General features: G+C 62.1%; 21 protein-coding genes. 8 read left to right on the top strand and 13 right to left on the bottom strand.

What is annotated here, in order from left to right; translation table 11 throughout:
- Window positions 1-70: 70 nt before the first annotated feature.
- Entirely contained in the window at window positions 71-2,332 is a 2,262-nt protein-coding gene (locus ACIOJF_RS05655; RefSeq protein ID WP_402734869.1) for an ATP-binding cassette domain-containing protein, read from the top strand.
- A gap of 2 nt (window positions 2,333-2,334) precedes the next feature.
- The gene (locus ACIOJF_RS05660; protein ID WP_402734870.1) at window positions 2,335-2,835 is read left to right on the top strand and encodes a GNAT family N-acetyltransferase; all 501 of its coding nucleotides are present in this window, start codon (window positions 2,335-2,337) and stop codon (window positions 2,833-2,835) included.
- Here the strand turns inward: ACIOJF_RS05660 and ACIOJF_RS05665 are convergent, their stop codons facing one another.
- The 3 genes from ACIOJF_RS05665 to ACIOJF_RS05675 are packed head-to-tail and all read right to left on the bottom strand — an operon-like array spanning window position 2,836 to window position 4,882.
- Window positions 2,836-3,369, bottom strand: a complete 534-nt coding sequence (locus ACIOJF_RS05665) for a hypothetical protein (protein WP_402734871.1) — start codon at window positions 3,367-3,369, stop codon at window positions 2,836-2,838.
- A 58-nt stretch (window positions 3,370-3,427) separates the two neighbouring features.
- A complete protein-coding gene (locus ACIOJF_RS05670) occupies window positions 3,428-4,438 on the bottom strand; it encodes an NADP-dependent oxidoreductase (RefSeq protein WP_332731585.1) in 1,011 nt (336 codons plus the stop codon).
- A 51-nt stretch (window positions 4,439-4,489) separates the two neighbouring features.
- Complete coding sequence (locus tag ACIOJF_RS05675) at window positions 4,490-4,882, bottom strand: DUF1304 domain-containing protein (protein WP_402472989.1); 393 nt, start codon at window positions 4,880-4,882, stop codon at window positions 4,490-4,492.
- Window positions 4,883-4,974: 92 nt separating this feature from the next.
- On the opposite strand from ACIOJF_RS05675, the gene ACIOJF_RS05680 reads away from it, so the two are divergent.
- Window positions 4,975-5,553 carry a TetR/AcrR family transcriptional regulator gene (locus ACIOJF_RS05680; protein WP_402472986.1) on the top strand — a complete coding sequence of 193 codons (579 nt, stop codon included), beginning with the start codon at window positions 4,975-4,977 and terminating at the stop codon, window positions 5,551-5,553.
- A 487-nt stretch (window positions 5,554-6,040) separates the two neighbouring features.
- Here ACIOJF_RS05680 and gndA read toward each other — a convergent pair whose 3' ends face one another.
- On the bottom strand, window positions 6,041-7,480 hold the full coding sequence (gndA, locus tag ACIOJF_RS05685; protein WP_105657765.1) for an NADP-dependent phosphogluconate dehydrogenase: 1,440 nt from the start codon (window positions 7,478-7,480) through the stop codon (window positions 6,041-6,043).
- Between the two features lie 208 nt (window positions 7,481-7,688).
- Between gndA and ACIOJF_RS05690 the strand changes: the two genes are divergently transcribed.
- Entirely contained in the window at window positions 7,689-8,423 is a 735-nt protein-coding gene (locus tag ACIOJF_RS05690) for a FadR/GntR family transcriptional regulator (RefSeq protein ID WP_105657764.1), read from the top strand.
- 89 nt (window positions 8,424-8,512) lie between these two features.
- On the opposite strand, the gene ACIOJF_RS05695 is transcribed toward ACIOJF_RS05690, so the two are convergent.
- Window positions 8,513-9,928: a GntP family permease gene (locus tag ACIOJF_RS05695; protein WP_105657763.1), complete on the bottom strand. Its 1,416-nt coding sequence runs from the start codon at window positions 9,926-9,928 to the stop codon at window positions 8,513-8,515.
- A 66-nt stretch (window positions 9,929-9,994) separates the two neighbouring features.
- Complete coding sequence (locus ACIOJF_RS05700; RefSeq protein WP_105657762.1) at window positions 9,995-10,501, bottom strand: gluconokinase; 507 nt, start codon at window positions 10,499-10,501, stop codon at window positions 9,995-9,997.
- A 322-nt stretch (window positions 10,502-10,823) separates the two neighbouring features.
- Here ACIOJF_RS05700 and ACIOJF_RS05705 point away from each other — a divergent pair, with 322 nt between their 5' ends.
- Window positions 10,824-11,084 (top strand): GlsB/YeaQ/YmgE family stress response membrane protein, encoded by a 261-nt coding sequence (locus tag ACIOJF_RS05705; protein WP_105657761.1) that lies wholly within the window; start codon window positions 10,824-10,826, stop codon window positions 11,082-11,084.
- A gap of 93 nt (window positions 11,085-11,177) precedes the next feature.
- Here the strand turns inward: ACIOJF_RS05705 and ACIOJF_RS05710 are convergent, their stop codons facing one another.
- On the bottom strand, window positions 11,178-12,110 hold the full coding sequence (locus ACIOJF_RS05710; RefSeq protein WP_105657760.1) for a zeta toxin family protein: 933 nt from the start codon (window positions 12,108-12,110) through the stop codon (window positions 11,178-11,180).
- Window positions 12,111-12,220: 110 nt separating this feature from the next.
- Here ACIOJF_RS05710 and ACIOJF_RS05715 point away from each other — a divergent pair, with 110 nt between their 5' ends.
- On the top strand, window positions 12,221-12,910 hold the full coding sequence (locus tag ACIOJF_RS05715) for a hemolysin III family protein (protein ID WP_181148987.1): 690 nt from the start codon (window positions 12,221-12,223) through the stop codon (window positions 12,908-12,910).
- Between the two features lie 83 nt (window positions 12,911-12,993).
- Here ACIOJF_RS05715 and ACIOJF_RS05720 read toward each other — a convergent pair whose 3' ends face one another.
- From ACIOJF_RS05720 to ACIOJF_RS05730, 3 genes are all read right to left on the bottom strand, one after another.
- Window positions 12,994-14,268 (bottom strand): MFS transporter, encoded by a 1,275-nt coding sequence (locus ACIOJF_RS05720; protein WP_105657759.1) that lies wholly within the window; start codon window positions 14,266-14,268, stop codon window positions 12,994-12,996.
- A complete protein-coding gene (gene argE, locus ACIOJF_RS05725) occupies window positions 14,265-15,434 on the bottom strand; it encodes an acetylornithine deacetylase (RefSeq protein WP_402741328.1) in 1,170 nt (389 codons plus the stop codon). Before argE ends, ACIOJF_RS05720 begins: the two co-directional genes overlap by 4 nt.
- 91 nt (window positions 15,435-15,525) lie before the next feature.
- Window positions 15,526-16,167: a TetR/AcrR family transcriptional regulator gene (locus tag ACIOJF_RS05730; RefSeq protein WP_133833425.1), complete on the bottom strand. Its 642-nt coding sequence runs from the start codon at window positions 16,165-16,167 to the stop codon at window positions 15,526-15,528.
- 94 nt (window positions 16,168-16,261) lie between these two features.
- Here ACIOJF_RS05730 and ACIOJF_RS05735 point away from each other — a divergent pair, with 94 nt between their 5' ends.
- Together ACIOJF_RS05735 and ACIOJF_RS05740 are read left to right on the top strand one after the other, a co-directional pair.
- Complete coding sequence (locus tag ACIOJF_RS05735) at window positions 16,262-17,494, top strand: glycosyltransferase (RefSeq protein WP_402741329.1); 1,233 nt, start codon at window positions 16,262-16,264, stop codon at window positions 17,492-17,494.
- A 66-nt stretch (window positions 17,495-17,560) separates the two neighbouring features.
- On the top strand, window positions 17,561-18,787 hold the full coding sequence (locus tag ACIOJF_RS05740) for a methyltransferase (RefSeq protein ID WP_402734875.1): 1,227 nt from the start codon (window positions 17,561-17,563) through the stop codon (window positions 18,785-18,787).
- Between the two features lie 86 nt (window positions 18,788-18,873).
- Here the strand turns inward: ACIOJF_RS05740 and ACIOJF_RS05745 are convergent, their stop codons facing one another.
- The 3 genes from ACIOJF_RS05745 to ACIOJF_RS05755 all read right to left on the bottom strand — a co-directional run bounded on the left by ACIOJF_RS05745 (window position 18,874) and on the right by ACIOJF_RS05755 (window position 20,172).
- Window positions 18,874-19,068, bottom strand: coding sequence for a CsbD family protein (locus tag ACIOJF_RS05745; protein WP_105657755.1), 195 nt, complete (start codon window positions 19,066-19,068; stop codon window positions 18,874-18,876).
- A 161-nt stretch (window positions 19,069-19,229) separates the two neighbouring features.
- Window positions 19,230-19,523: a transcriptional regulator gene (locus ACIOJF_RS05750; protein ID WP_402734985.1), complete on the bottom strand. Its 294-nt coding sequence runs from the start codon at window positions 19,521-19,523 to the stop codon at window positions 19,230-19,232.
- The gene (locus tag ACIOJF_RS05755; RefSeq protein ID WP_332489097.1) at window positions 19,510-20,172 is read right to left on the bottom strand and encodes a hypothetical protein; all 663 of its coding nucleotides are present in this window, start codon (window positions 20,170-20,172) and stop codon (window positions 19,510-19,512) included. Before ACIOJF_RS05755 ends, ACIOJF_RS05750 begins: the two co-directional genes overlap by 14 nt.
- Window positions 20,173-20,186 lie beyond the last annotated feature (14 nt).

Here is a 20,186-nt window from a genome sequence, read left to right on the forward strand (position 1 = left end):
TCGGCAGCGTTTGCAAGTCCGCCGCCCTCCAGCAGGTGTCGGTTGGAGCATTTCTCAGTAGGCTTGGGGCATGAGCCAGCACCCTGCCGATAGCCATGACACCATTCGAGTACGCCAAGCCCGGGAAAACAACTTGCGAGGTGTTGACGTCGATATTCCAAAACGGCGCATTACCGCGTTTACCGGTGTTTCCGGTTCCGGCAAGTCCTCCCTGGTGTTCGGCACGATTGCTGCAGAGTCCCAGCGCCTGATCAATGAAACGTATACGACCTTCATCCAGAGCTTCATGCCCTCGATGCCCCGGCCTGATGTAGAAGTGCTGGAAAACCTCTCCACGGCCATCGTGGTCGACCAGGAACGCATGGGCGCGAATTCGCGTTCTACCGTGGGCACGGCGACCGACGCCTACTCGCTCTTGCGCGTTCTGTATTCGCGTTATTCCACTCCGAGCGCCGGCGGCGCTGGCGCGTACTCGTTTAATCTCGGCCAGGGCGCGTGCCCTGTCTGCGAGGGTTTCGGCACCGAGGCGAGCATCGACCTTGATGAGCTGCTGGATTGGGACAAGTCGCTGAACGAGGGGGCCATCAAGGCGCCGAACTTTGCCCCGGATTCATGGCTGTGGCAGACGCTGACTGCCGGCACGCAGGCAGATCTGGACATGAAGCTCAGGGTCATGCCCAGTGCCATGCTTGACCGCTTGCTCTACGAAGAAGCAGGCAAGGTCAAGCTCAATGGGGCCAACATGAGCTACTCCGGTTTGGTCACGCGCATCAAGTCCAACTACATCCATTCGGGCAGGGAGATCAAGCAAGCCCATATTCGTGCCTGGATCGAACGCATCTCCACGACCGCACCGTGCTCTGCCTGCGCCGGATCACGGCTCGGCCAGGCCGCTCGTGATTCGAAGATCAATTCCTTGGGAATCGCGGACATGACTGCACTGCAGGTTTCCGAACTGCTCGAAATCCTCGAGAAGATCCAGATCCCGGATGCAGCGCCATTGACCACCAATTTGAAGGCAGTGCTCAAATCCATGGTGGATTTGGGGTTGGGATACCTGTCCCTTGACCGTCCGGCGGGGACCCTTTCGGGCGGCGAAGCCCAGCGCGTGAAGATGATCCGGCATCTTGGATCAGCACTCAGTGATGTCACGTATGTCTTCGACGAGCCCACCGTTGGTTTGCATCCCCATGACATCCAGCGGATGAACGGGCTGCTGGCTGGCCTTCGGGACAAGGGCAATACCGTGCTGGTGGTGGAGCACAAACCCGAGGTCATCGGCATCGCAGACCACGTGATCGACTTGGGCCCGGGCGCTGGTACCCATGGCGGCACCATTTGCTACAGCGGTCCAGTGGACGGCCTGCTGTCCAGCGATACGCTGACCGGAAAGCACTTCACCACGCGTGCTGCGCTCAATGCGAACCCGCGCGAGGCACAGGGGTCAATGCAAGTGCGCGGCGCTTCCTTGCACAACCTGAAGAATGTTTCCGTGGATATCCCTACCGGCGTGATGTGCGCAATCACCGGTGTCGCCGGTTCGGGCAAATCCACGCTGATCCATTCGACAATCGCCAAACGTGATGACGTGGCGGTGGTGGACCAAACCGCCATCCGAGGCTCCCGGCGTTCGAACCCGGCCACCTATACCGGGATCATGGATCCGATCCGTGCGGCGTTTGCTAAAGCCAACGGCGTGAAGCCTGCCCTGTTCAGCGCCAATTCGGCCGGAGCATGCCCGGGGTGCAGCGGTGTCGGATACACCTATACGGACTTGGCATCCATGGCCGGAGTGGCCTTGCCTTGCGAGCAGTGCGGCGGCAAGCGATTCACCGCTGATGTGCTGGAATACACCCTGGATGGGTTGAACATTGCCGAAGTCCTGGACTTGAGCATGGAAGAAGCGCTTGAGCAGCTCAAAGTACCCAAGGCGAAGGCCGTGCTCGAACGCCTGAACCAGGTGGGTCTGGGATACCTGAAACTGGGACAGCGGCTGAACACGCTTTCTGGCGGCGAACGGCAGCGAATCAGGCTGGCTATCCATTTGGGCCAGGGCGCCGGTACCTACATCCTGGACGAGCCAACCACAGGATTGCACATGGCTGACGTGCAGAACCTGCTGCGCCTGCTCGATGAGATGGTCGATGAAGGCAATACCGTCGTGGTCATCGAGCATCATCTGGCGGTGGTAGCCCACTGCGACTGGGTCATTGACTTGGGTCCCGGGGCAGGGCACGAGGGAGGAAGCATTGTCTTCGAAGGGACCCCGGCTGACCTTGCCGCCTCGGGCACGCTGACCGCAGTTCATCTGTCCGACTACATCAAGGGATAGGAATGGCACAGAAGCTCAGGAAACCGCTGCCTGCCGACGCGCAGGAGCTTGCCAGGCTGCATGTCGAATGCTGGAAAGAAACCTACACGCAGCTGCTGCCAGATGGTTTCTTCGACCCTGCCCACAGTGAGCAGCGGCTGCGCATGTGGGACAGGGTTCTGGAGGACCCGAATCCGCTCTTCAGGATTTCGGTGGCGGAAAATGAGGACGGGAAGCTTGTCGGATTCGCGTTCTCTGCATCACCCATGGGGAATACCGACGGGATACCGGAGAACGTCTCTCGCCAGCTGTACAACCTGTATGTGCTGGAAGACTTCCATGGCGACGGAACAGGGCAGGCGCTGCTGGATGCAGTCCTTGGCGATGAGCCGGCCGTGCTGTGGGTGGCGGCCCAGAATCCGCGTGCCATCCGATTCTACGAACGCAACGGATTCGCCTTCGACGGCGTGAGCGAGGACGACCCGGCTGCTCCGAAAATTACCGACGCAAGAATGATCCGGTAGCTAGCAAGCGGAGAGAATCCCGACGATGTCCGGGTCGCTCCCACGACCCAGTTTCGCGTCGATTTTCAGCACCAGCTGAGCCTGGCGAATCAGTGTGCCGTATTCGGGGCCAGGATCGGGGGTCGCGCGGATTCCCGTGGCGCTGAGTTGGCGCGATTTGTCCATGGCCAGCTCCTTGAGCACATCACGGATCAAGGCCAAATCCTCTGGCTGCACCGCCCAGCTATCCCTATGGCCACGAAGCCAGGATTTGCGCCGCGCCCCCTCCAAGCCTTCGGGCAGCTCGCCGACGCCTTGCAGGTGGTCGAGCATCGAGGTACCGACGTTCCGCTCGGTGATGTCTTGGGACAGGCACCGGTCGATGGCGTATTGGACACGCAGCCACCATTGCCCGGCGGTATCCAGCTCCGAGCGCAGCCGCAGTGTCCGCAAGGCCAGAACAACGCCTACGGCCGCGATGAGTACTGTCGAAAGCGGGACGAGCGAGAGCAGGATCCCCAGCCCCGCGCCCCAGCTACCACCATAACCGTTCATGCTCCGATCCTAGCCCCTGAATCGGGGTCGGACCGGAGCAATCCTCGGGTTGGAAGAACTAGATGCGCACCAGCATCTTGCCGGTGTTCGCACCGCGCATCATGCCAAGGAAGGCGTCCACGGTATTCTCGATGCCATCCACGATCGTCTCGTCGTAGGCGATTTTGCCTTCGGAGAACCACTTGCCCATGCGCTCGCCGAACTCGGGGGCGAGGTCAAGGTAGCTGGAGAGGGTGAATCCCTGCAGTTTCAGGCCGCGGGTGATCAGGTTGGCCATGTTCTTCGGGCCCGGAGTCGACTCGGTGGTGTTGTAGCTGGCGATAGCGCCGCACAGGGCAGCACGACCGCCATCGTTGAACGCTGCCAGGGCGGCTTCGAGGTGGTCTCCGCCCACGTTGTCGAAGAAGACATCGATGCCTTCCGGGGCTGCGGCGGCCAGCTGCCCGCGGACATCGCCATCCTTGTAGTTGAAGGCGGCATCGTAGCCGTACTTGCTGGTCAGCAGTTCAACCTTCTCTGTACTGCCGGCCGAGCCGATGACGCGCTTGGCACCCATGAGCTTGGCGATCTGCCCGGCAGCCGTGCCCACGGCACCTGCAGCGCCGGAGACGAAGACGGTCTCGCCCTCGGCAAGATTGGCGACTGCGCTCAGGCCTACATAGGCGGTCAAGCCGGTCATTCCCAAGATGTGCAGGCGCAGCGACGAGGAAACGCCGGGCAGATCAGGTGCGGACTTGAAATTGGCAGAGTCGGCCTGCACGGTGTCAGACCAGCCCAGCTGATGCTGGACCAGGGTACCTGCCGGGAACGCTTCGTCCGCGGTCTCGATGACACGGCCAATGGCGCCGCCGAGGATCTGCTCGCCAATCTTGAATGGCGGGATGTAGGAACGGGTGTCATTCATGCGTCCGCGCATGTACGGGTCCACGGAAATGAACTCGTTGCGCACCCGGATTTCACCGGTCTTCAGCTCCGGCAGCTCAACGGTCTGGACGGTGAAGTTCTCCTGCGTTGGCCAACCGGACGGACGGGAGGCGAGCAGGATCTGCGTGCTGGTTGCTTCAGTCATGGTTACCAGTTCTTTCAATTCTCGGTGATATTGGAAACTCTCGGTGTCGTTCTAGTTGCCCAGCGCCAGGCCGAGGACCAGCAGCGCAACTGACAGCAGCGGGAACATCCCTTGCTTGACGGCCAGCTTGGCTTTGCCCGGGCTTCCCAGTGCCAGCACCAACGCAGCGGCCAGCATGGAGCCGGCCCCGGCGAAGACCAACGTGGCACCCACAGCCAAGTGGCCCATGCCCAAGGCAATCACCCCGGCAAGTGCGGCAACCGCCAGGAAGAGGTTGTAGAACCCCTGATTGAAGGCCATTTCGCGCGTTGCTTCTGCTTCAGCCTCGCTGGTCTTGAACAAGGCGCGGGTTTTTCCAGTGGTCCAGGTGATGGACTCCATCGAGAAGATGTAGACGTGGAGCAGGGCAGCGGCGGTTGCGAAGATCTGCGCGGCGATGATCATGGCTTGTCCTTGGTGTTGGGAAGGCAACTATTCTGTAACGACCATTTCAATATATACTGGAATGGTCGTTACGAAAAGAGGAGGTGGGTGTGATGGCGCGTACATCTGCATTCGACAAGGAAGCGGCTATCCAGAACGCCCGCTCGGTGTTCTGGTCCAAGGGCTTCGAGGCCACGTCCATTCCCGAACTTGAAAATGCCACCGGCCTGAGCCGTTCAAGCATCTACAACTCCTTCGGCTCCAAGCGCGGCCTGTTCGATGCCGCAGTGGACAGCTACCTCAATGAAATTGTCCGCCCGCGGTTGCGTCCGCTGCTCCAGGACCCAGTACCTTCACAGGCATTGGGAGACTATCTGCGTGGGCTTGCTGCCGTTTTCGCGAAGCCGGAGTCCCTGCCTGCAGCCCATGGGTGCCTGCTGATCAACACCGCCAGCGCACCGATTGCAGCAGAGAACGAAATCGCCGCCATCATTGCCGCGTACCGGGAAGAACTTGATGAAGCCATGGGCCGTGGCTTGCATGCCCTTCGGCCGGATCTTTCAGTCGAACGCCATGCCCTGCTGAGCGACACCATTACCGGTCTGGTGGTAGCGGCCTTCGCACTGGTGCGCATCTCCCCCAGCGAAGCTGTTCGCTTGTTGCAATGCGCCGAGAACTTGCTGGAAGACTAGTACCGGCTCCTTTCCAGGATTAAGGCGCAAGCCCCGGGGCATCTGTTGTCCGGATTGCTTCTAGCCAGGCACTGATCCACGGATCCATTCAGTGAATGCATCGCGGAGGGCTGCCGGCTCGATGCGCGGGGGCTCCGCCGACTGCTGCCAGCGGCAGATCGTTCTGCAATCACCGGCGCATGCTTGGCAGATGAGTTCGCACGCAGGGGGCCTTATTCGTCGCGCTTGCCACAGAAAATCCAACTGGCTTTGGCTGCCGCACCGATTTTCCGCACCTCTGGGATCAGTTCCTCCATGAGCGCATGGCACTGGCCGGGACCTGCCTCTGTCCCACCCAGCATTCGGCTGAGCATGCCCCACGGCTGCCAGTTCCAGCGAAGCGGGACAGCGCGCAGAAGGGCTCAAATGGCAGAAGCCCACCAGTTCAATCGAATTGAACTGGTGGGCTTCGGATCAGCCAGCAGCTGCTAGCGTCAAATCGCTCCGCTTAGTGGGTGTCCTCGGCAGCGATTTCGGTACGGTCACCGCTCCACTGCGTGTGGAAGGTGCCTTCCTTGTCGGTGCGACGGTAGGTGTGCGCACCGAAGTAGTCGCGCAGGCCCTGGGTCAGGGCTGCTGGCAGACGGTCGCGGCGCAGGCCATCGTAGTAAGCCAGCGACGAGGAGAACACTGGTGCAGGGATGCCCAGCTGGACAGCAACGGAAACCACGCGGCGCCATGCTGGAACTGCCTTGTTGATGGCTTCAGCGAATGCCGGAGCGAACAGCAGGTTCGAAGGCTTCTCGCCTGCCGAGTAGGCAGCGGTGATGTCCTTGAGCAGGGCTGCACGGATGATGCAGCCTTCACGCCACAGGCCAGCGATCTCGTCGAGCTTCAGGTCCCAGTTGTATTCGCCGGCAGCCGAAGTGAGCATGTCGAGGCCCTGCGCGTAGGAGACGAGCTTCGAAGCGAACAGCGCCTGGCGCACATCCTCGACGAAGTTCTCCGGCAAGGTGACCTCGGCAGTTTCGCCGGTCAGCACCTTCTGGCCCACGGCGCGGATATCACGCTGCGAGGAAAGGGAGCGGGCGAAGACCGATTCGGCGATGGCCGAAACAGGCGAGCCCATATCCAGGCCGGACTGCACGGTCCAACGGCCGGTGCCCTTCTGGCCTGCGGAGTCCTGGATAACGTCGACCAGCGGCTTGCCGGTGGAAGCATCGACGTGGCCGAGCACCTCAGCGGTGATCTCGATCAGGAAGCTGGACAGTTCGCCCTGGTTCCATTCGTTGAAGATCTCCGACTGCTTGGCTGGCTCGATGCCGGCGGCGCTGCGCATCAGATCGTAGGCTTCGCCGATAACCTGCATGTCGGCATATTCGATGCCGTTGTGGACCATCTTCACGAAGTGGCCGGCGCCGTCGGTGGAGATCCAAGCGCAGCACGGTGCGCCGTCGTCGGCCTTGGCGGAGATCTTTTCCAGCATCGGGCCCAGCGACTTGTAGGATTCAGCGGAACCGCCGGGCATGATCGATGGGCCGAGCAGTGCGCCCTCTTCGCCACCGGAAACGCCGATGCCCACGAAGTGCAGGCCCTTTTCAGCCAGGGCAGCTTCGCGGCGGCGGGTGTCGGTGTAGTGCGAGTTGCCGGCGTCGATGACCACGTCGCCCTCTTCGAGCAGCGGCACCAGCTGGTCGATGACCGAGTCCACTGGACCGCCGGCCTTGACCATGATCAGCACGCGGCGCGGGGTTTCGAGGTTTGCTACCAGCTCTTCCAGGCTTTCGGTGCGAATGAAATCGCCCTCATCGCCATGAGCTTCCAGCAGCGCGTCGGTCTTGCCGACCGAGCGGTTGTGCAGGGCGACGGTGTATCCGTTGCGAGCGAAGTTACGGGCAAGGTTTGCGCCCATGACGGCCAGACCTGTGACACCAATCTGTGCAGGCATAAAAATAAGTCTCCATCGATTACGGGGAGTTGAACCGCCAAGCAGAGACCGGATGAGTCACGATCCCTGTTCACGGCCACGTGACCTTTCCATCCTACAAGGGCGACGCCCGTGTTTTACAGAGGATCGCGTAAATTAAAGCATATTTATTTCGCCGATCGACTCGCCATAGTCCGATTTGGCGCAAGTCATTGGCTAAACTGAGCCCATGGCAACTAGTCTGCACGCTCATGTGGTTGAGCACCTCGGCTCTCGCATTATCAGCGGGCAAATTCCGCGCGGCTCCATTATCCTCGCCGCCGACCTCGAGCAGAAGCTCCAGGTCTCGCGTTCGGTGATCCGTGAAGCCATCCGCGTTCTGGCCCAATGCGGCCTAGTCACCAGCACCAAGCGCGTGGGCATCCGCGTGCTGGGGGCCGAACGCTGGAACCCCTACGACGATCATGTCATCCGTTGGCGGCTGGCCAGCGACCAGAAGGGCGCACAGCTGCGCTCGCTGACCGAGCTGCGCATTTCCGTAGAGCCGATGGCCGCGGAACTGGCGGCCGAGTTCGCCCCCGAAGCGATGCGCAAGGAGCTGATGATGCTCTCGGCGCAGATGAACCATTACGGGCGCCAAGGCGATTTGCGACGTTTCCTGGAACTGGATATCCGATTCCACGCTGTGGTGCTGGCCGCCTCCGGCAATGAGATGTTCGCGAACCTCTCCACCCCGATCGGAGCGATTTTGCGCGGCCGCACCGAATTGGGCCTGATGCCTGAACGCCCGCACGAGGAAGCGTTGCTCTGGCACCAGTCGGTCGCCGATGCCATCTCCAATTCGGACTCCGCCAGCGCGCGGAAGAACATGGAAAGCATCATGCGCCGGACGCACAACGAGATCTGCAGCCTCTGGGACGGCGCGCCGCGCTTGTTCGTGGACCCGGCCAAGAGCGCCCAGTAACCCGGCATTCCCTTCTTAAAAGCGAATCCGCCGGGACAGCGACTGCATCGCTGCCCCGGCGGATTTTTTGTCCTGCTCGCTGCCCCTTTTTAGGCCAGCGCGGTCGCCAGGCCGTAGAGCACCATGACGCAGGCGAAGCCGACCACCGATACCAGCGCCTGGCCAACGGTCCAGACCTTCAAGGTGGTTGGCACATCGATGTCCAGGAAGCGCGAGATCAGCCAGAAGCCCGAGTCGTTGACGTGGCCGGCGAAGACCGAGCCTGCTGCCAGCGCGAGCACCATGGCGGCGACCTGGAATGCGGTCAGCGAGGCATCCGCCAGCACCGCCGGCTGGACGATGGCCGCCGCAGTGGTCAGCGCCACTGTTGCCGAGCCCTGGGCCAGTCGGACGATGGCCGCGATCAGGAAGCCGGCGACGATCAGCGGCATGCCCACCGATTCAAGCGAGGTGGCAATGGCGTTGCCGATGCCGCTGGCACGCAGCACTCCGCCGAACATGCCACCAGCGCCGGTGATCAGGATGATCGAGCAGACCGGGCCCAGCGCGGAGTCCACGATGGTCTCGGTAAGGGTCTTGTCCTTGCCCTTGCGGAAGCCCAGCAGGAAAATGCCCAGCAGCACGGTGATGAGCAGGGCCACCGGAGTTTCACCCAGCAGGCGAAGCCAGCGCACCCAGGAGGCTTCCGGTTCCACAATGCCGGCGGAACCGAGCATATTCAGTCCGGTGTTCATGAAGATCAGCAGCAGCGGGAGCAGCAGCAAGCTGAACACCGTGCCCACGGAAGGAGAGGACTTGAACTCGTCCTTCGTTGCACCGTTGCCCAGTGCCGCATCCAGGATATTCGGTACCGGGATGTTGAACTTCTTGCCAACGAACTTTCCAAAGAGATGGCCGGCAACGAACCAGGTTGGAATCGCGACGACCAGGCCGAGCACCAGCACGAGCCCGACATTGGCTTCCAGCAGGCCGGATGCGGCCACAGGGCCCGGGTGCGGCGGAACGAAGACGTGCATCACCGAGAATGCGGTGGCCGATGGGATGGCGTAGAGCAGCAGCGAGCCGCCCAAGCGGCGGGCCACGGTGAAGATGATCGGCAGCATGACTACCAGCCCGGCATCGAAGAAGATCGGGAAGCCGAAGAGCAGCGAGGCAACTGACAGTGCCAGCGGCGCGCGCTTCTCGCCGAACTTGGAGATCAGCCAGTTGGTCATCACATCGGCGCCGCCACTGGTTTCCAGCATGCGTCCGAGCATTGCGCCAAGGCCGACCAGCAGGGCCACACTGGCCAAGGTGGATCCGAAGCCGCCGGTCAGCGTCGTGATGACCGATTCAGCCGGGATGCCGGAAGCGACCGCGGTCAGCAAGCTGGTGAGCACCAGTGCGAGGAACGCGTGGACGCGGAAGCGGATAATCAGCACCAGCAGCAGCGCTACCGCCGCGACCGCTAGCGTCAGGAGCCCGGGCGTACTTAACGTCCAGTTCAGTTCAAGCTCAGTTGTCATTGTCATCCTTGATCAATGGGAGGCTTATGCCATAGGTGGTCTGTGGATTGCTGTCGGCGCACTGCACTAGGACAGTTTGGCGATCAGCTGTCGAACGATGTCCTCGGGGCTATCGGCAATATCGGCGCTGAGCACCGGCTCGTCCGCATCGGGAGCCTCAAGCGTGGCCAGCTGGCTGTCAAGCAGGCTGGTGGGCATGTACTCATGCGAACGCGCGTTCATCCGGTCCCGTATCAGCGTCGGGACACCGGTGAGGTGGATGAAGATCGTTGCTGGCTCCAAGCTGAGGATGAGATCCCGGTAGCTTCGCTTGAGTGCAGAACAGGCAATAACCAGCGGCGCTTGGTGCCGATTGCTTTCGGCCAGTTTGGCGCCGATCAGCTGCAGCCACGGCTCACGGTCAGCGTCATCCAGAGACTGTCCGCCGGCCATTTTTTCCTTGTTGGCCTTGGGGTGCAGGTTGTCGCCATCAATGAATTCATGATGCAGCCGATCAGCCAGCATCTTTCCGATGGTGGTCTTGCCGCTGCCCGAGACACCCATTACAACAAGGGGCGGGACCTGTTCACTCATCCATTTACTCCGTCGTACGTGAACCTAATATATGACTTATGCTGTAGCCAAAGTCATAAAGTATGATTTAACTAGAGTAGGAGCGGCAGCGGACGCTGTCAACAGGTTGCACCTGGTCCACCGGGAAGATTCTGCAAAACATGTGGCCAGAAGGGGAATTTCCGGATCAATTGGCCCGAGGTTCAAGCATGGCTTGAACCTAGCCTTTGAAAATGCTGAATTTCTTCGAGGTCGTTGTAGAACCCCAGCTCAATGCCATGTACTCTCGGTTTTTAAGTGGATCGAACCCGACCACTGCACAGTCTGACCATTGGAGCGAATCATGGGATTCATTGGATGGATAGTTTTGGGCTTGATTGCCGGAGCGATCGCAAAGGCCATTCTGCCCGGCAAGCAAGGTGGCGGCTGGATCGCTACCCTGATTCTCGGCGTCGTTGGCGCCCTACTCGGAGGCTGGATCGGAAGTGCTATCTTCGGTGAGGGCGTGGATGAGTTCTTCTCGATCTCAAGTTGGCTTCTTGCCATCGGCGGCGCCCTGATCGTCTTGGTCATTTGGGGCTTCATCACCAAACGACGGGCCTAAGGCACCTCCCGAGGGACCATTGTCCTGCGGATCTTGAATTCCCGCCGAGCAGCAGTACCAACTGCTGCTCGGCGGGTTTTTCTCTTGTCTTGGCTACTTCACCCGCAGCAGCTCAGAGCCCACGGCTTCCCTGCGCAATTCGAAAAGCAGAAGGCTCCCCTCCGTGTCCGAGGCTTCCCCAAGTGCGGTATGGAATACCTTGAAGCTCAGTACCGCTGGGCAGTTGCGTGCGAACATCTGGGCCACGGCAGCAGGCCGGGACCGCTGGCCCGGGGCGTCGAAGACCATATCGGTAAATCCTTCGGGAACCCAGCGTGCACCAAGGTTGTCGTCGCCATCCAGGGAAGCTTCCTGCTGCTTTTCCCAGCGTTCAACGATCCGTTCTTCCGAGACATCTTGCGGCGCGTACGCCTCCACGATCTGAATCTCGTATCCGGCCTCCTGCAGCTGAGCTGCCAGCTTCTGCGCTGAATCCTCGGACGCAAGGACCTTGTCAATGACGACATTCAGCCCTTGCTCGAAGCATGCGGCACGCAGGTTCTCGCTGAGCATGGAAGATTCCTCATGCACCAGGCTCGCCATGTCCATCGGGAAGAACTGCTCACCGCGCTGCTCGCGCTCTTTGACTTCCCGAGGCTTGAAGAATCCTTCGTAAGTTCCGTCTTCTTGCGCTTCGCGCATCAGATTCGCCTTGAATTCATCGGCATCGATCACCACATAGTCATCTTCATGACCGCCAAGCAGTTCGCGCAGCAGGCTGCTCTTGCCGGCTCCCGGAGCTCCGGCAAGCACAACAGCTTGGCGCTGCGCTTGGGCGCCGCCCGCTGCCCGCAGTTCCTGGTCGATCAACCGCCGATGCAACTGGTCGCGTTCCCCGATCGCCTTCCACGAGCCCGGGGCCACTTCTTCGAACCAGTCAGGGTTGCGCACGGAGATGAACGGTGAATCATTGGCCAGCACTTCTCCGGGCTCATTGAGTTGAGCAATAGTCTTCAGGTGGTCGGTAATTTCTTGGTCATCTGCCATATTCGAATCCTAATCGGGATTAATCGCGATGACCCCACAGCACGCTGACAGCCGATTATCGTATAGTTCGATGATGGGCCCAGTGCCCGCGCACGACGTTAAGGAGACCCATGGCTACCGCACCGCTACCATCTGCAGGCAAAGGCCGAGCCGGGCGAACCTTCGCGCACATCGGCACCGAGCGTACTCGCTGGCGCGGGCTGATCCATGCCTGGTCCACCCCGGGCATTATCATCATGAGCCTGGTGCTGGTCGTACTGGCCAACGGACGCTTGGCGGAATGGACCACCGCGGTCTTCGCGCTCTGCTCGATCCTGCTCTTTGGCACCTCGGCGCTTTACCATCGTGGCAACTGGACCGACAAGGTCATGGGGCTCTTCCGCCGGGCCGACCATGCGAACATCTTCCTGCTCATTGCCGGCACCTACACTCCGGTAGCAGCATTGACCTTGCCCGGTCCGCAGGCGATCATCGTGCTGTCCGTCATCTGGGCCGGTGCACTGGCCGGCATTGCCATCAAGTCATTCTGGCCCGCGGCACCCCGCTGGGTTGGAGTCAGCCTCTACATCCTGCTCGGGTGGGGCGCATTGATGCAGTTGCCAGCGTTCTGGGCCGCGAACCCCGCGGTGATGATCCTGATTCTCGCTGGCGGCTTGGCCTACACGATCGGTGCGGTTTTCTACGCCACGAAGCGGCCAAATCCGCTGCCGAGCGTTTTCGGATTCCACGAGCTCTTCCATGCCTGCACCGTCATGGCCTTCCTGTGCCACTGGACGGCTGTGCTTCTGGTGGCCCTGTAAGCGCGCGAACCCGCTGGAAAAAGCGATCGCCGCAAGTTCCACGAGGAAGCTTGCGGCGATCATTGGCTGAATCCCAGGCTGGATTAGCGCTGGCCGTAGCGCTTTCGCACGACCACGAGGCCGATCAGCGAAATCACGGCAATTGCCATGTAGTACAGGCTTGGTGCATCCAGCGACCCGGTCAGGTCCAGCAGCCACGTCAGTACCAGCGGGGCAATTCCGCCCAAAAGGGTCACGCCCACGTTGTAGGCCACCGACAGGCCCGAACCCCGGATGGCAGCCGGGAAGAGGTTGGAGAGCAACGCCGGCAGCGGACCGAAGTAGAAGGACATGATCACGCCGAGAACCGCGATCACGATCACCATCACGATCACGCTCGGGTTCGAGGTCATCAGCTTGAACAGCGGGTAGGCCAGCACGAACGCCGCGACCGCTGCGTAGGTCATCACCCGGGCCGGGCCAATGCGGTCAGCCAGATGGCCCACCAGCGGGACGCCGCACAATGTGATGATGCCCGCCGAGATGCCGCCCAGGAAAGCCGCGTCGGCAGGGATCTTCAGGTTCGTGACGGCGAAGGTCGGCATGTACAGGATCATGTACACCGAAATCGTGGCCACGCCAATGGTTGCCGCTGCCGCCAGCAGGCGGCCGTAGTGCTGGGTGAACAGCGTGCCCAGTGGCGATTTCTCCTTGGCGGCGGAAACGAACTCGTCGGTTTCATCCAGCTTGGCGCGGATGTACAGGCCTACCGGCCCGATTAGCAGGCCAACGAAGAACGGCACGCGCCAGCCCCAGCTCTCCAGGGCTTCCTGGCTCAGGCCGGTGGTCAGGAAGTAGCCGAAGGCAGAAGCCAGCAGCATGGATGCACCTTGGCTGGCGACCTGCCACGAAGAGTAGAACGCCTTCTTGTGCGGTGCGGTTTCGATCAGGAATGCAGTGGCCGTGCCGAATTCGCCACCGGCAGAGAAGCCCTGGATCATGCGCGAGAGCAGGATGATCAAGGCACCGGCTACGCCCGCCACCTCATAGGGCGGTGCCACAGCCATGATCAGCGTACCGAGCATCATCAGGCCCAGCGTGAGGGTCAGCGCGTTCTTGCGTCCCTTGCGGTCGGCGTAGCTGCCCAGCACCATGCCGCCCAGGGGGCGGATCAGGTAGGAAATTGCGAAGGTGGCGAAGGTGAGAATCAGCGCGAACGTGCCGTCCGATTCCGGATAGAACACCTTGGCAATGGTCGTCGCGAAAGTGGCATAGACAATGATGTCGAACCATTCCAGCGCCGCGCCGATGGAACTGGAGATGACCGCCTTGCGGGCTTTGACGATCTGCTCTGGTGTCGCCTTCACCTCGGCGCTCACGAGCTGACCTGCGCAATCAGCGAATCGATGAAGTTCTCGCACGCCACGATCTGCTCCAGCTCGATGTATTCGTCCGGAGCGTGGGCTTGGGCGATATCGCCAGGACCGCACACCACGGTGGGAATGCCGGCCGCGGCGAACAGCCCGGCCTCCGTGCCATAGGTAACCTTTTCATCGGTGGCAATGGCGCCGCAGGCGGCCGCGAAGGACACGATCCCTTCCTCCGCAGCGGTATCCAGTCCCGGAGCGCCCGCCTGCTGGGAGAACTCCACGGAGCAGCTCGGGTTCTGCTCGCGCATCTGGGCTTCCAGCTTGGCCGCTTCTGCGCGCAAGCGCGCGGTCAGCGCCTCGCGGTCCACCACCGCGAGCGAGCGGTACTCGAAGAACACCACCGCCTGCGAGGGAATGGTGTTCACCGCGATGCCGCCGTCGAACTTGTTCACGTTCATGGTGGTGGTCGGTTCGATGAATGCTTCATCGCGCGGGCCATGGTTGCGCAGCTCGGCCGAAACCTCCTCGACGAAATTCGCGAAGCGCAGCGCATAGGAAATTGCGTTGACCCCCTCGGAAGGCAGCGAGGAGTGCGCTGCGACGCCGTTGAATTCGGCGCGGAAAACGTTCATCGACTTGTGGCCGCGGATCGCCCGCATGCTCGATGGCTCCCCCACGAAGCATCCGCGAGGCGCCAGCTTCTCGTCAACAATTCTCTGCACCAGCGACACCGCGCCGACGCAGCCGACTTCTTCGTCATAGGACAGCGCCAGATGGATTGGTTCGGCAAGTTCTGCGCCGGTGAACTGGTCCAGCTTGGCCAGGATCACCCCGAGGAAGCCCTTCATGTCGCAGGTGCCGCGGCCATAGAGCTTGTCTGCGCGCACCTGGGCGTCGAATGGATCGCTGCTCCATTTCTGCCCGTCCACTGGCACCACGTCGGTGTGCCCGGAAAGCACAATGCCGCCGGTGCGGGTTCCATCGGCGGCGGGGATGGTGGCCAGCAGGTTGGCCTTGGTGCCCTGTTCGTTGTGGATCAGCTGGGAGCTGATGCCATAGGCGTCCAGCTTCTTCACGACATTCCCGATCAGCGCAAGGTTGCTGTCGCGGCTAGTGGTGTCCACGGCGATGAGCTCGTGGATTTCTTTCATGCTTGCTTCGCTGGGCGCGGGCATTTCAGCTCCTGGTTCTAGGCGATGATGCTATGGATTCATGTTTCCATATTGCTCCCGCACCACCTAGAAGATGTCAAAGAATGGCCTCTGGCTAGTTGGGAATAACACCGGCACCACGCAGATAGTGCATGATCGCGTTCACGAAGGCCTCTTGCTGGTCCACGGGCCTTGCCGCTTGGCCCAGCGCGGCCGACAGGTGGGGGTAGCGGCCTGTTTCCAGCTGGGCGAACAGCGCCGCCGGGTCTTCGGGCCGCTGCTGGCTTTGCTCATTGAGCGCGAATGCTGCGGTGATGGCGTTGAGCATCGCCAGGCAATGCAGCTTGGCCCCTGCCTCCAGCCCGCTGCCTTCCAGGGCCGCTAATCCACGTTCCAGGTAGGCCAAGGCGTTCGGCCCCATGGACGCCTTGCCCATGGCCAGCGAGGGCACCCAGGGATGCCTGCGCATGATCTGCAGGCCCTGGGTGGCCAGGCCGAGCAGCTGCTGGGCAGCCGAACCGGCCAGCGATTCCAGTTCATATTCGGCGCTGATCTGCTCAACCATGAGGCCGGTGAGCTCCTCATGGGACTCAACGTAACGGTACAGGGAGGCGGCTCCTGCTCCGATCTTTGCAGCTACGGCTCTGATGGATACCGCTCCCATGCCTTCTTCATCGGCCAGCGCGATCGCCGCCTGGGCGATCTTGGCCCGGGAGTGCCGGGGCCTGGGCCCGGTGCGAGGCTGGTTGCCGGTCATCGCCCGTCCTTTCCCGCAGGGCGCGTCACGCGCCGTGCTCTGGCTGTATAGTTAACCGCGAACACTGTTCGCATTTAACTCTACAGGAGGAACCATGCGCTTGCTGATGATCGCACCGGGAACACGAGGCGATGTCGCGCCGATGGCCGGCCTCGGCCAGAAGCTGGCGCTCCATGGTTTCGATGTATCCATTGCGGCAAACCCGGCATACAAGGACCTTGCGGTTTCCGCAGGCTGCCGATTCCGGGAGCTCCCCGGCGACATGGTTGCCTTGGTCAAGCCGGCAGCTCCGGGCGCTAAGGCCAGCCCCAAGGATCTGCGCCGGTACCTCCGGGAGCTCCGGGACTATTTCGAACTGGCAGCTACCGGAACGATGGCCGCAGCCGAGCGAGGTGCCGATATCATCATGACCAATGCGGTAGCAGCCTATGCCTACGACGTGGCCGAGGCCATGGGCATCCCCGCGATCGGCGCGCACCTGCAACCCATTGAACCCAGTGCAGCGTACTCGCCCATGGCTTTGGGTGCATCGCGCAGCTTCGGGCCACTGGGCAACAAGCTGCTCGGCCAGCTCTTCGCCGCTTCCAAGGCGCCCTACGACCTCCCAGCAAAGCGGGTACGCGAATCCCTGGGATTGCCCGCACGCAGCCGTGCCGCCTCCGAACGCCTTCGCCGCCAGCACCGGAGCCCCATTCTCCACGGCTTCAGTTCAGTTATCGTTCCACGGTCCGCTGATTGGCATGAGGGGATCGTCAATTGCGGGTACTGGTGGCCGCCAGCCGATCCGGCATGGACACCGCCGCAGAGGCTGCTCGACTTCATCGACGAGGGGCCGGCGCCAGTCTTCATTGGCTTCGGCAGCACGCAGGCGCTGGAACCGGACTTCATCACGGATGTTGCCCGGCGCACCGGAAGACGGACTATCGTGCAAGGGGAACCGGAAATCGACGAACCCGGCATCCTGGGCATCGGCGCGGTACCCCACCACTGGCTGTTTCCGCAGATGGCGGCCGTCGTGCACCATGCAGGGGCCGGCACCACGGCCGCTGGCCTGCGGGCAGGCGTCCCCGCAGTTCCGGTTCCGGTCTTCACCGACCAGCCGTTCTGGGCCCAGCGCATCCACCGGCTCGGCGCGGCTGCCGAGCCCATTGCCTACAAGCACTTGACTGCGCAGCGGCTCGCGTCCTCAATTACCGGAGTCCTGGCCAATGAGGACTTGGCCGATGGCGCCCGGCGAATTGCCCGGCAGCTGGCAGCCGAAACGGACAGCTCGATTCCAGTGATAAGGATCCTCGAACAGCTGGGCGCCAGGCACCGGCCCAGCTAGCCTGGCCGGGACCGGTAGAATTGGAACTCCAGCCCCTCGCAACAGAACAGCTCATGCGCGGTTGCCATGCGCTTGAGCAACGCTGATCGACAGGGCTATCCCATCGCTTCCCATTCCGCCACCGCCCCTGTGACCGTTTCCTGGGACCACGAAGGAACCAGCACCACAGCCATCTGGCTGTCCGCCAATTCCCGCCGGGCACCAGCACACATCGTGGTGGCCGATGACCGCTTGAGCGCGGATGCGGCCATGCGCCACGCGGCCCGCGGCACGGCCATGCTGTGGACCGGCGACTTCCACAACGCCAAGCAGCTGCTTGCCGCCATGGACCGGCGCATGGCGGCCGCCAACGCGGCCAAGGCCAGCAGCGCGAAGGCCAAGAAAAAGGTCCTGGATGATGCGCAGAAGTTCTACGCCATCCGGCAGGCCCGGGCCCAGCGTTCACGGATGCTGTCGCTGATCCTGGTTCCCTTGGATTTCCAGGCCGAGGACGGCCTGGCCGTCCTGGACTTGCCCCGGGCGCCGATCGTCGGTCCGGCGGTGGCATTCGGCTACGAGCAGGCCGCGGACCTGGCTGGACACCGGGCTGTGGCCAGCCTGCAGGAACTAGCTGGCATGCTCAGTGCCCACCAGTGGTTCCTGAAGGGTGTGGACGTTCCGGCCCTGGGAGCGAAAATCCACCCGGCCTACGGGACGTTCATGCCCACCCGCCAGGAATATGTGGATCTGGTGGCGGTGGCTCCGCTGGAGGACCTCTCGCTGGCTTTCGACATCGGCACCGGAACCGGAGTGCTCTCGGCAGTGCTGGCCCGCCGCGGAGTCAAGCAGGTCATCGGAACCGACATTCACCAGCGCGCGGTGGACTGCGCCAACGACAACTTCGCGCGCTTGGGCATTTCCGGCGCCGCTCGTGCGCAACTGACCAGCATGTTCCCCGAGGGCCGGGCCCCGCTGGTCGTGTGCAATCCCCCGTGGCTTCCGGGCAGCGCGCCGAGCACCCTGGATGCGGCCATCTACGATCCCGAGAGCAAGATGCTGATGCAGTTCCTGCGCGGATTGCCCGGTCACCTGACCGAGAGCGGCGAAGGATGGCTGATCATCTCGGATCTCGCCGAGCTGCTGGGCTTGCGTACCCGCGCGCTGCTGCTGGAGGCCATCGAGGCGGCAGGCCTGGAAGTCATCGACAAGATCGACACCGCGCCAAGGCACCACCGCGCACAGGATGCCCAGGACGTGCTGCATGCGGCCCGTTCGAAGGAAGTCACTTCATTGTGGAGGCTCAAGGCCAAGTAGCCCCGAGTGCGTTCCATGCAGAAACGGCAAAGGTGCCCGCGGAATTCGCGGGCACCTTTGCCGTTTAAGCTCCTGCGTGCCTGTTGCTACTTGTCCAGGCCGTCGCGTACGTCCTTGGCCGCATCCTTGACTGACTCGCCGGCCTGTTTGGCTTTCGCAGCGGCTTGGTCCTTAACGCCTTCAGCCTGCAGGCGTTCATTGCCGGTCGCATCGCCTACGGATTTCTTGGCCTTGCCCGAAACTTCTTGCGCCTTATTCTGGATCTTATCGCCTAGGCCCATTGGAAAATCTCCTTCTGCAGTTGATTCGACAGCGTACCTTCTCCAGCCTAATGGGCCGCGCAGATGATTCACCTGTCCCGGGCCTCTGCATTAGCTGGCAGATTTTCCCGGTTCCTCCCCGGCTGCGCAATTGCGTGTATCCTTGCACGTTCGTCCGACGATCACACCGTATCCAGCAATGCGCGAAGCTGTTCCTTGTACTCTTCGAAGGCGGTTCGCCCAGCGCGGGTCAAGGCAATGTAGGTCACTGGGCTGCGCCCCTCCAGGATCTTGTCCACCTTCACGTAGTCACCGTCTTCCAGCTTGCGCAAATGCGTGGCCAGATTACCCGAGGTCATCGACAGCAGGCCCTGCAGCTTGGGAAACGAGATGCTGTCCCCGGCCCGCAAGGTGTCCAGGACCGTGACGGTCCTCAGCCGTGCCTGGGCGTGGATCAGCGGGTCAAGCTCCTGCATGCCCACCCCGGATCAAGGCTCCTGAGACCAGTTCCGGCTTGCTGCCGTGCAGCAGGCCCAGCACGATGAATCCCAGCCCGCCAACTGCACCGGCCAAGAGGTTATGCGGTGCCGGCGCGGCCAGTGAGAGCAGGGCAATAGCCAGGATCCAGGACCCGAAGACCAGCTGGGCCCGGTCGTTGAAGAGCACCGAGCCGGCAACCACGAGCACGCCGATCACCAGGCACAGGCCGGTGAGGGCAAAAGTCGCCATGCCCATTGAGCTCAGCCCCTCGGCATGCAGCCGCCAACCGAGCAAGGCGGTGATGATCATGCCCAGACTGAAAGTGTTGCCGTAGATCGCCCCTTGCGCCATCGACGGACCTTTGGTCCCCGAACCGCGCTTGGCCGAATGCACGCCGGAAGTCACGATCGCGATGAGGAATGAGGCAACTGCGGTGCCGATGCCAACCGCCGGCGGCAGCAGCGGCGAGCCCTGCGGCGCGAGTGCCAAGTAGAGCCCGAGGAAGGCAATGATCCAGGCACCGCCCCAGATGGAGAACAGCAGTTGCTGGTTCGGGCTCATGCCCTCGCGGGCTTGCTGTGCATCCGATTCGATTCCACGCAGAATGCGAGCCGGGTCGATGTCATTGCTGTTCGTGTTGTCCATGGCGCACTGCCTCC

It is taken from the genome of Glutamicibacter sp. NPDC087831 (assembly GCF_044742845.1).
Lineage (GTDB): Bacteria > Actinomycetota > Actinomycetes > Actinomycetales > Micrococcaceae > Glutamicibacter.

Coding starts and splice junctions, on each gene's coding strand:
- ACIOJF_RS05655 (WP_402734869.1), top strand. CDS start 71: ATGAGCCAGCACCCTGCCGATAGCCATGACACCATTCGAGTACGCCAA.
- ACIOJF_RS05660 (WP_402734870.1), top strand. CDS start 2,335: ATGGCACAGAAGCTCAGGAAACCGCTGCCTGCCGACGCGCAGGAGCTT.
- ACIOJF_RS05665 (WP_402734871.1), bottom strand. CDS start 3,369: ATGAACGGTTATGGTGGTAGCTGGGGCGCGGGGCTGGGGATCCTGCTC.
- ACIOJF_RS05670 (WP_332731585.1), bottom strand. CDS start 4,438: ATGACTGAAGCAACCAGCACGCAGATCCTGCTCGCCTCCCGTCCGTCC.
- ACIOJF_RS05675 (WP_402472989.1), bottom strand. CDS start 4,882: ATGATCATCGCCGCGCAGATCTTCGCAACCGCCGCTGCCCTGCTCCAC.
- ACIOJF_RS05680 (WP_402472986.1), top strand. CDS start 4,975: ATGGCGCGTACATCTGCATTCGACAAGGAAGCGGCTATCCAGAACGCC.
- gndA (WP_105657765.1), bottom strand. CDS start 7,480: ATGCCTGCACAGATTGGTGTCACAGGTCTGGCCGTCATGGGCGCAAAC.
- ACIOJF_RS05690 (WP_105657764.1), top strand. CDS start 7,689: ATGGCAACTAGTCTGCACGCTCATGTGGTTGAGCACCTCGGCTCTCGC.
- ACIOJF_RS05695 (WP_105657763.1), bottom strand. CDS start 9,928: ATGACAACTGAGCTTGAACTGAACTGGACGTTAAGTACGCCCGGGCTC.
- ACIOJF_RS05700 (WP_105657762.1), bottom strand. CDS start 10,501: ATGAGTGAACAGGTCCCGCCCCTTGTTGTAATGGGTGTCTCGGGCAGC.
- ACIOJF_RS05705 (WP_105657761.1), top strand. CDS start 10,824: ATGGGATTCATTGGATGGATAGTTTTGGGCTTGATTGCCGGAGCGATC.
- ACIOJF_RS05710 (WP_105657760.1), bottom strand. CDS start 12,110: ATGGCAGATGACCAAGAAATTACCGACCACCTGAAGACTATTGCTCAA.
- ACIOJF_RS05715 (WP_181148987.1), top strand. CDS start 12,221: ATGGCTACCGCACCGCTACCATCTGCAGGCAAAGGCCGAGCCGGGCGA.
- argE (WP_402741328.1), bottom strand. CDS start 15,434: ATGCCCGCGCCCAGCGAAGCAAGCATGAAAGAAATCCACGAGCTCATC.
- ACIOJF_RS05730 (WP_133833425.1), bottom strand. CDS start 16,167: ATGACCGGCAACCAGCCTCGCACCGGGCCCAGGCCCCGGCACTCCCGG.
- ACIOJF_RS05735 (WP_402741329.1), top strand. CDS start 16,262: ATGCGCTTGCTGATGATCGCACCGGGAACACGAGGCGATGTCGCGCCG.
- ACIOJF_RS05740 (WP_402734875.1), top strand. CDS start 17,561: ATGCGCTTGAGCAACGCTGATCGACAGGGCTATCCCATCGCTTCCCAT.
- ACIOJF_RS05745 (WP_105657755.1), bottom strand. CDS start 19,068: ATGGGCCTAGGCGATAAGATCCAGAATAAGGCGCAAGAAGTTTCGGGC.
- ACIOJF_RS05750 (WP_402734985.1), bottom strand. CDS start 19,523: ATGCAGGAGCTTGACCCGCTGATCCACGCCCAGGCACGGCTGAGGACC.
- ACIOJF_RS05755 (WP_332489097.1), bottom strand. CDS start 20,172: ATGGACAACACGAACAGCAATGACATCGACCCGGCTCGCATTCTGCGT.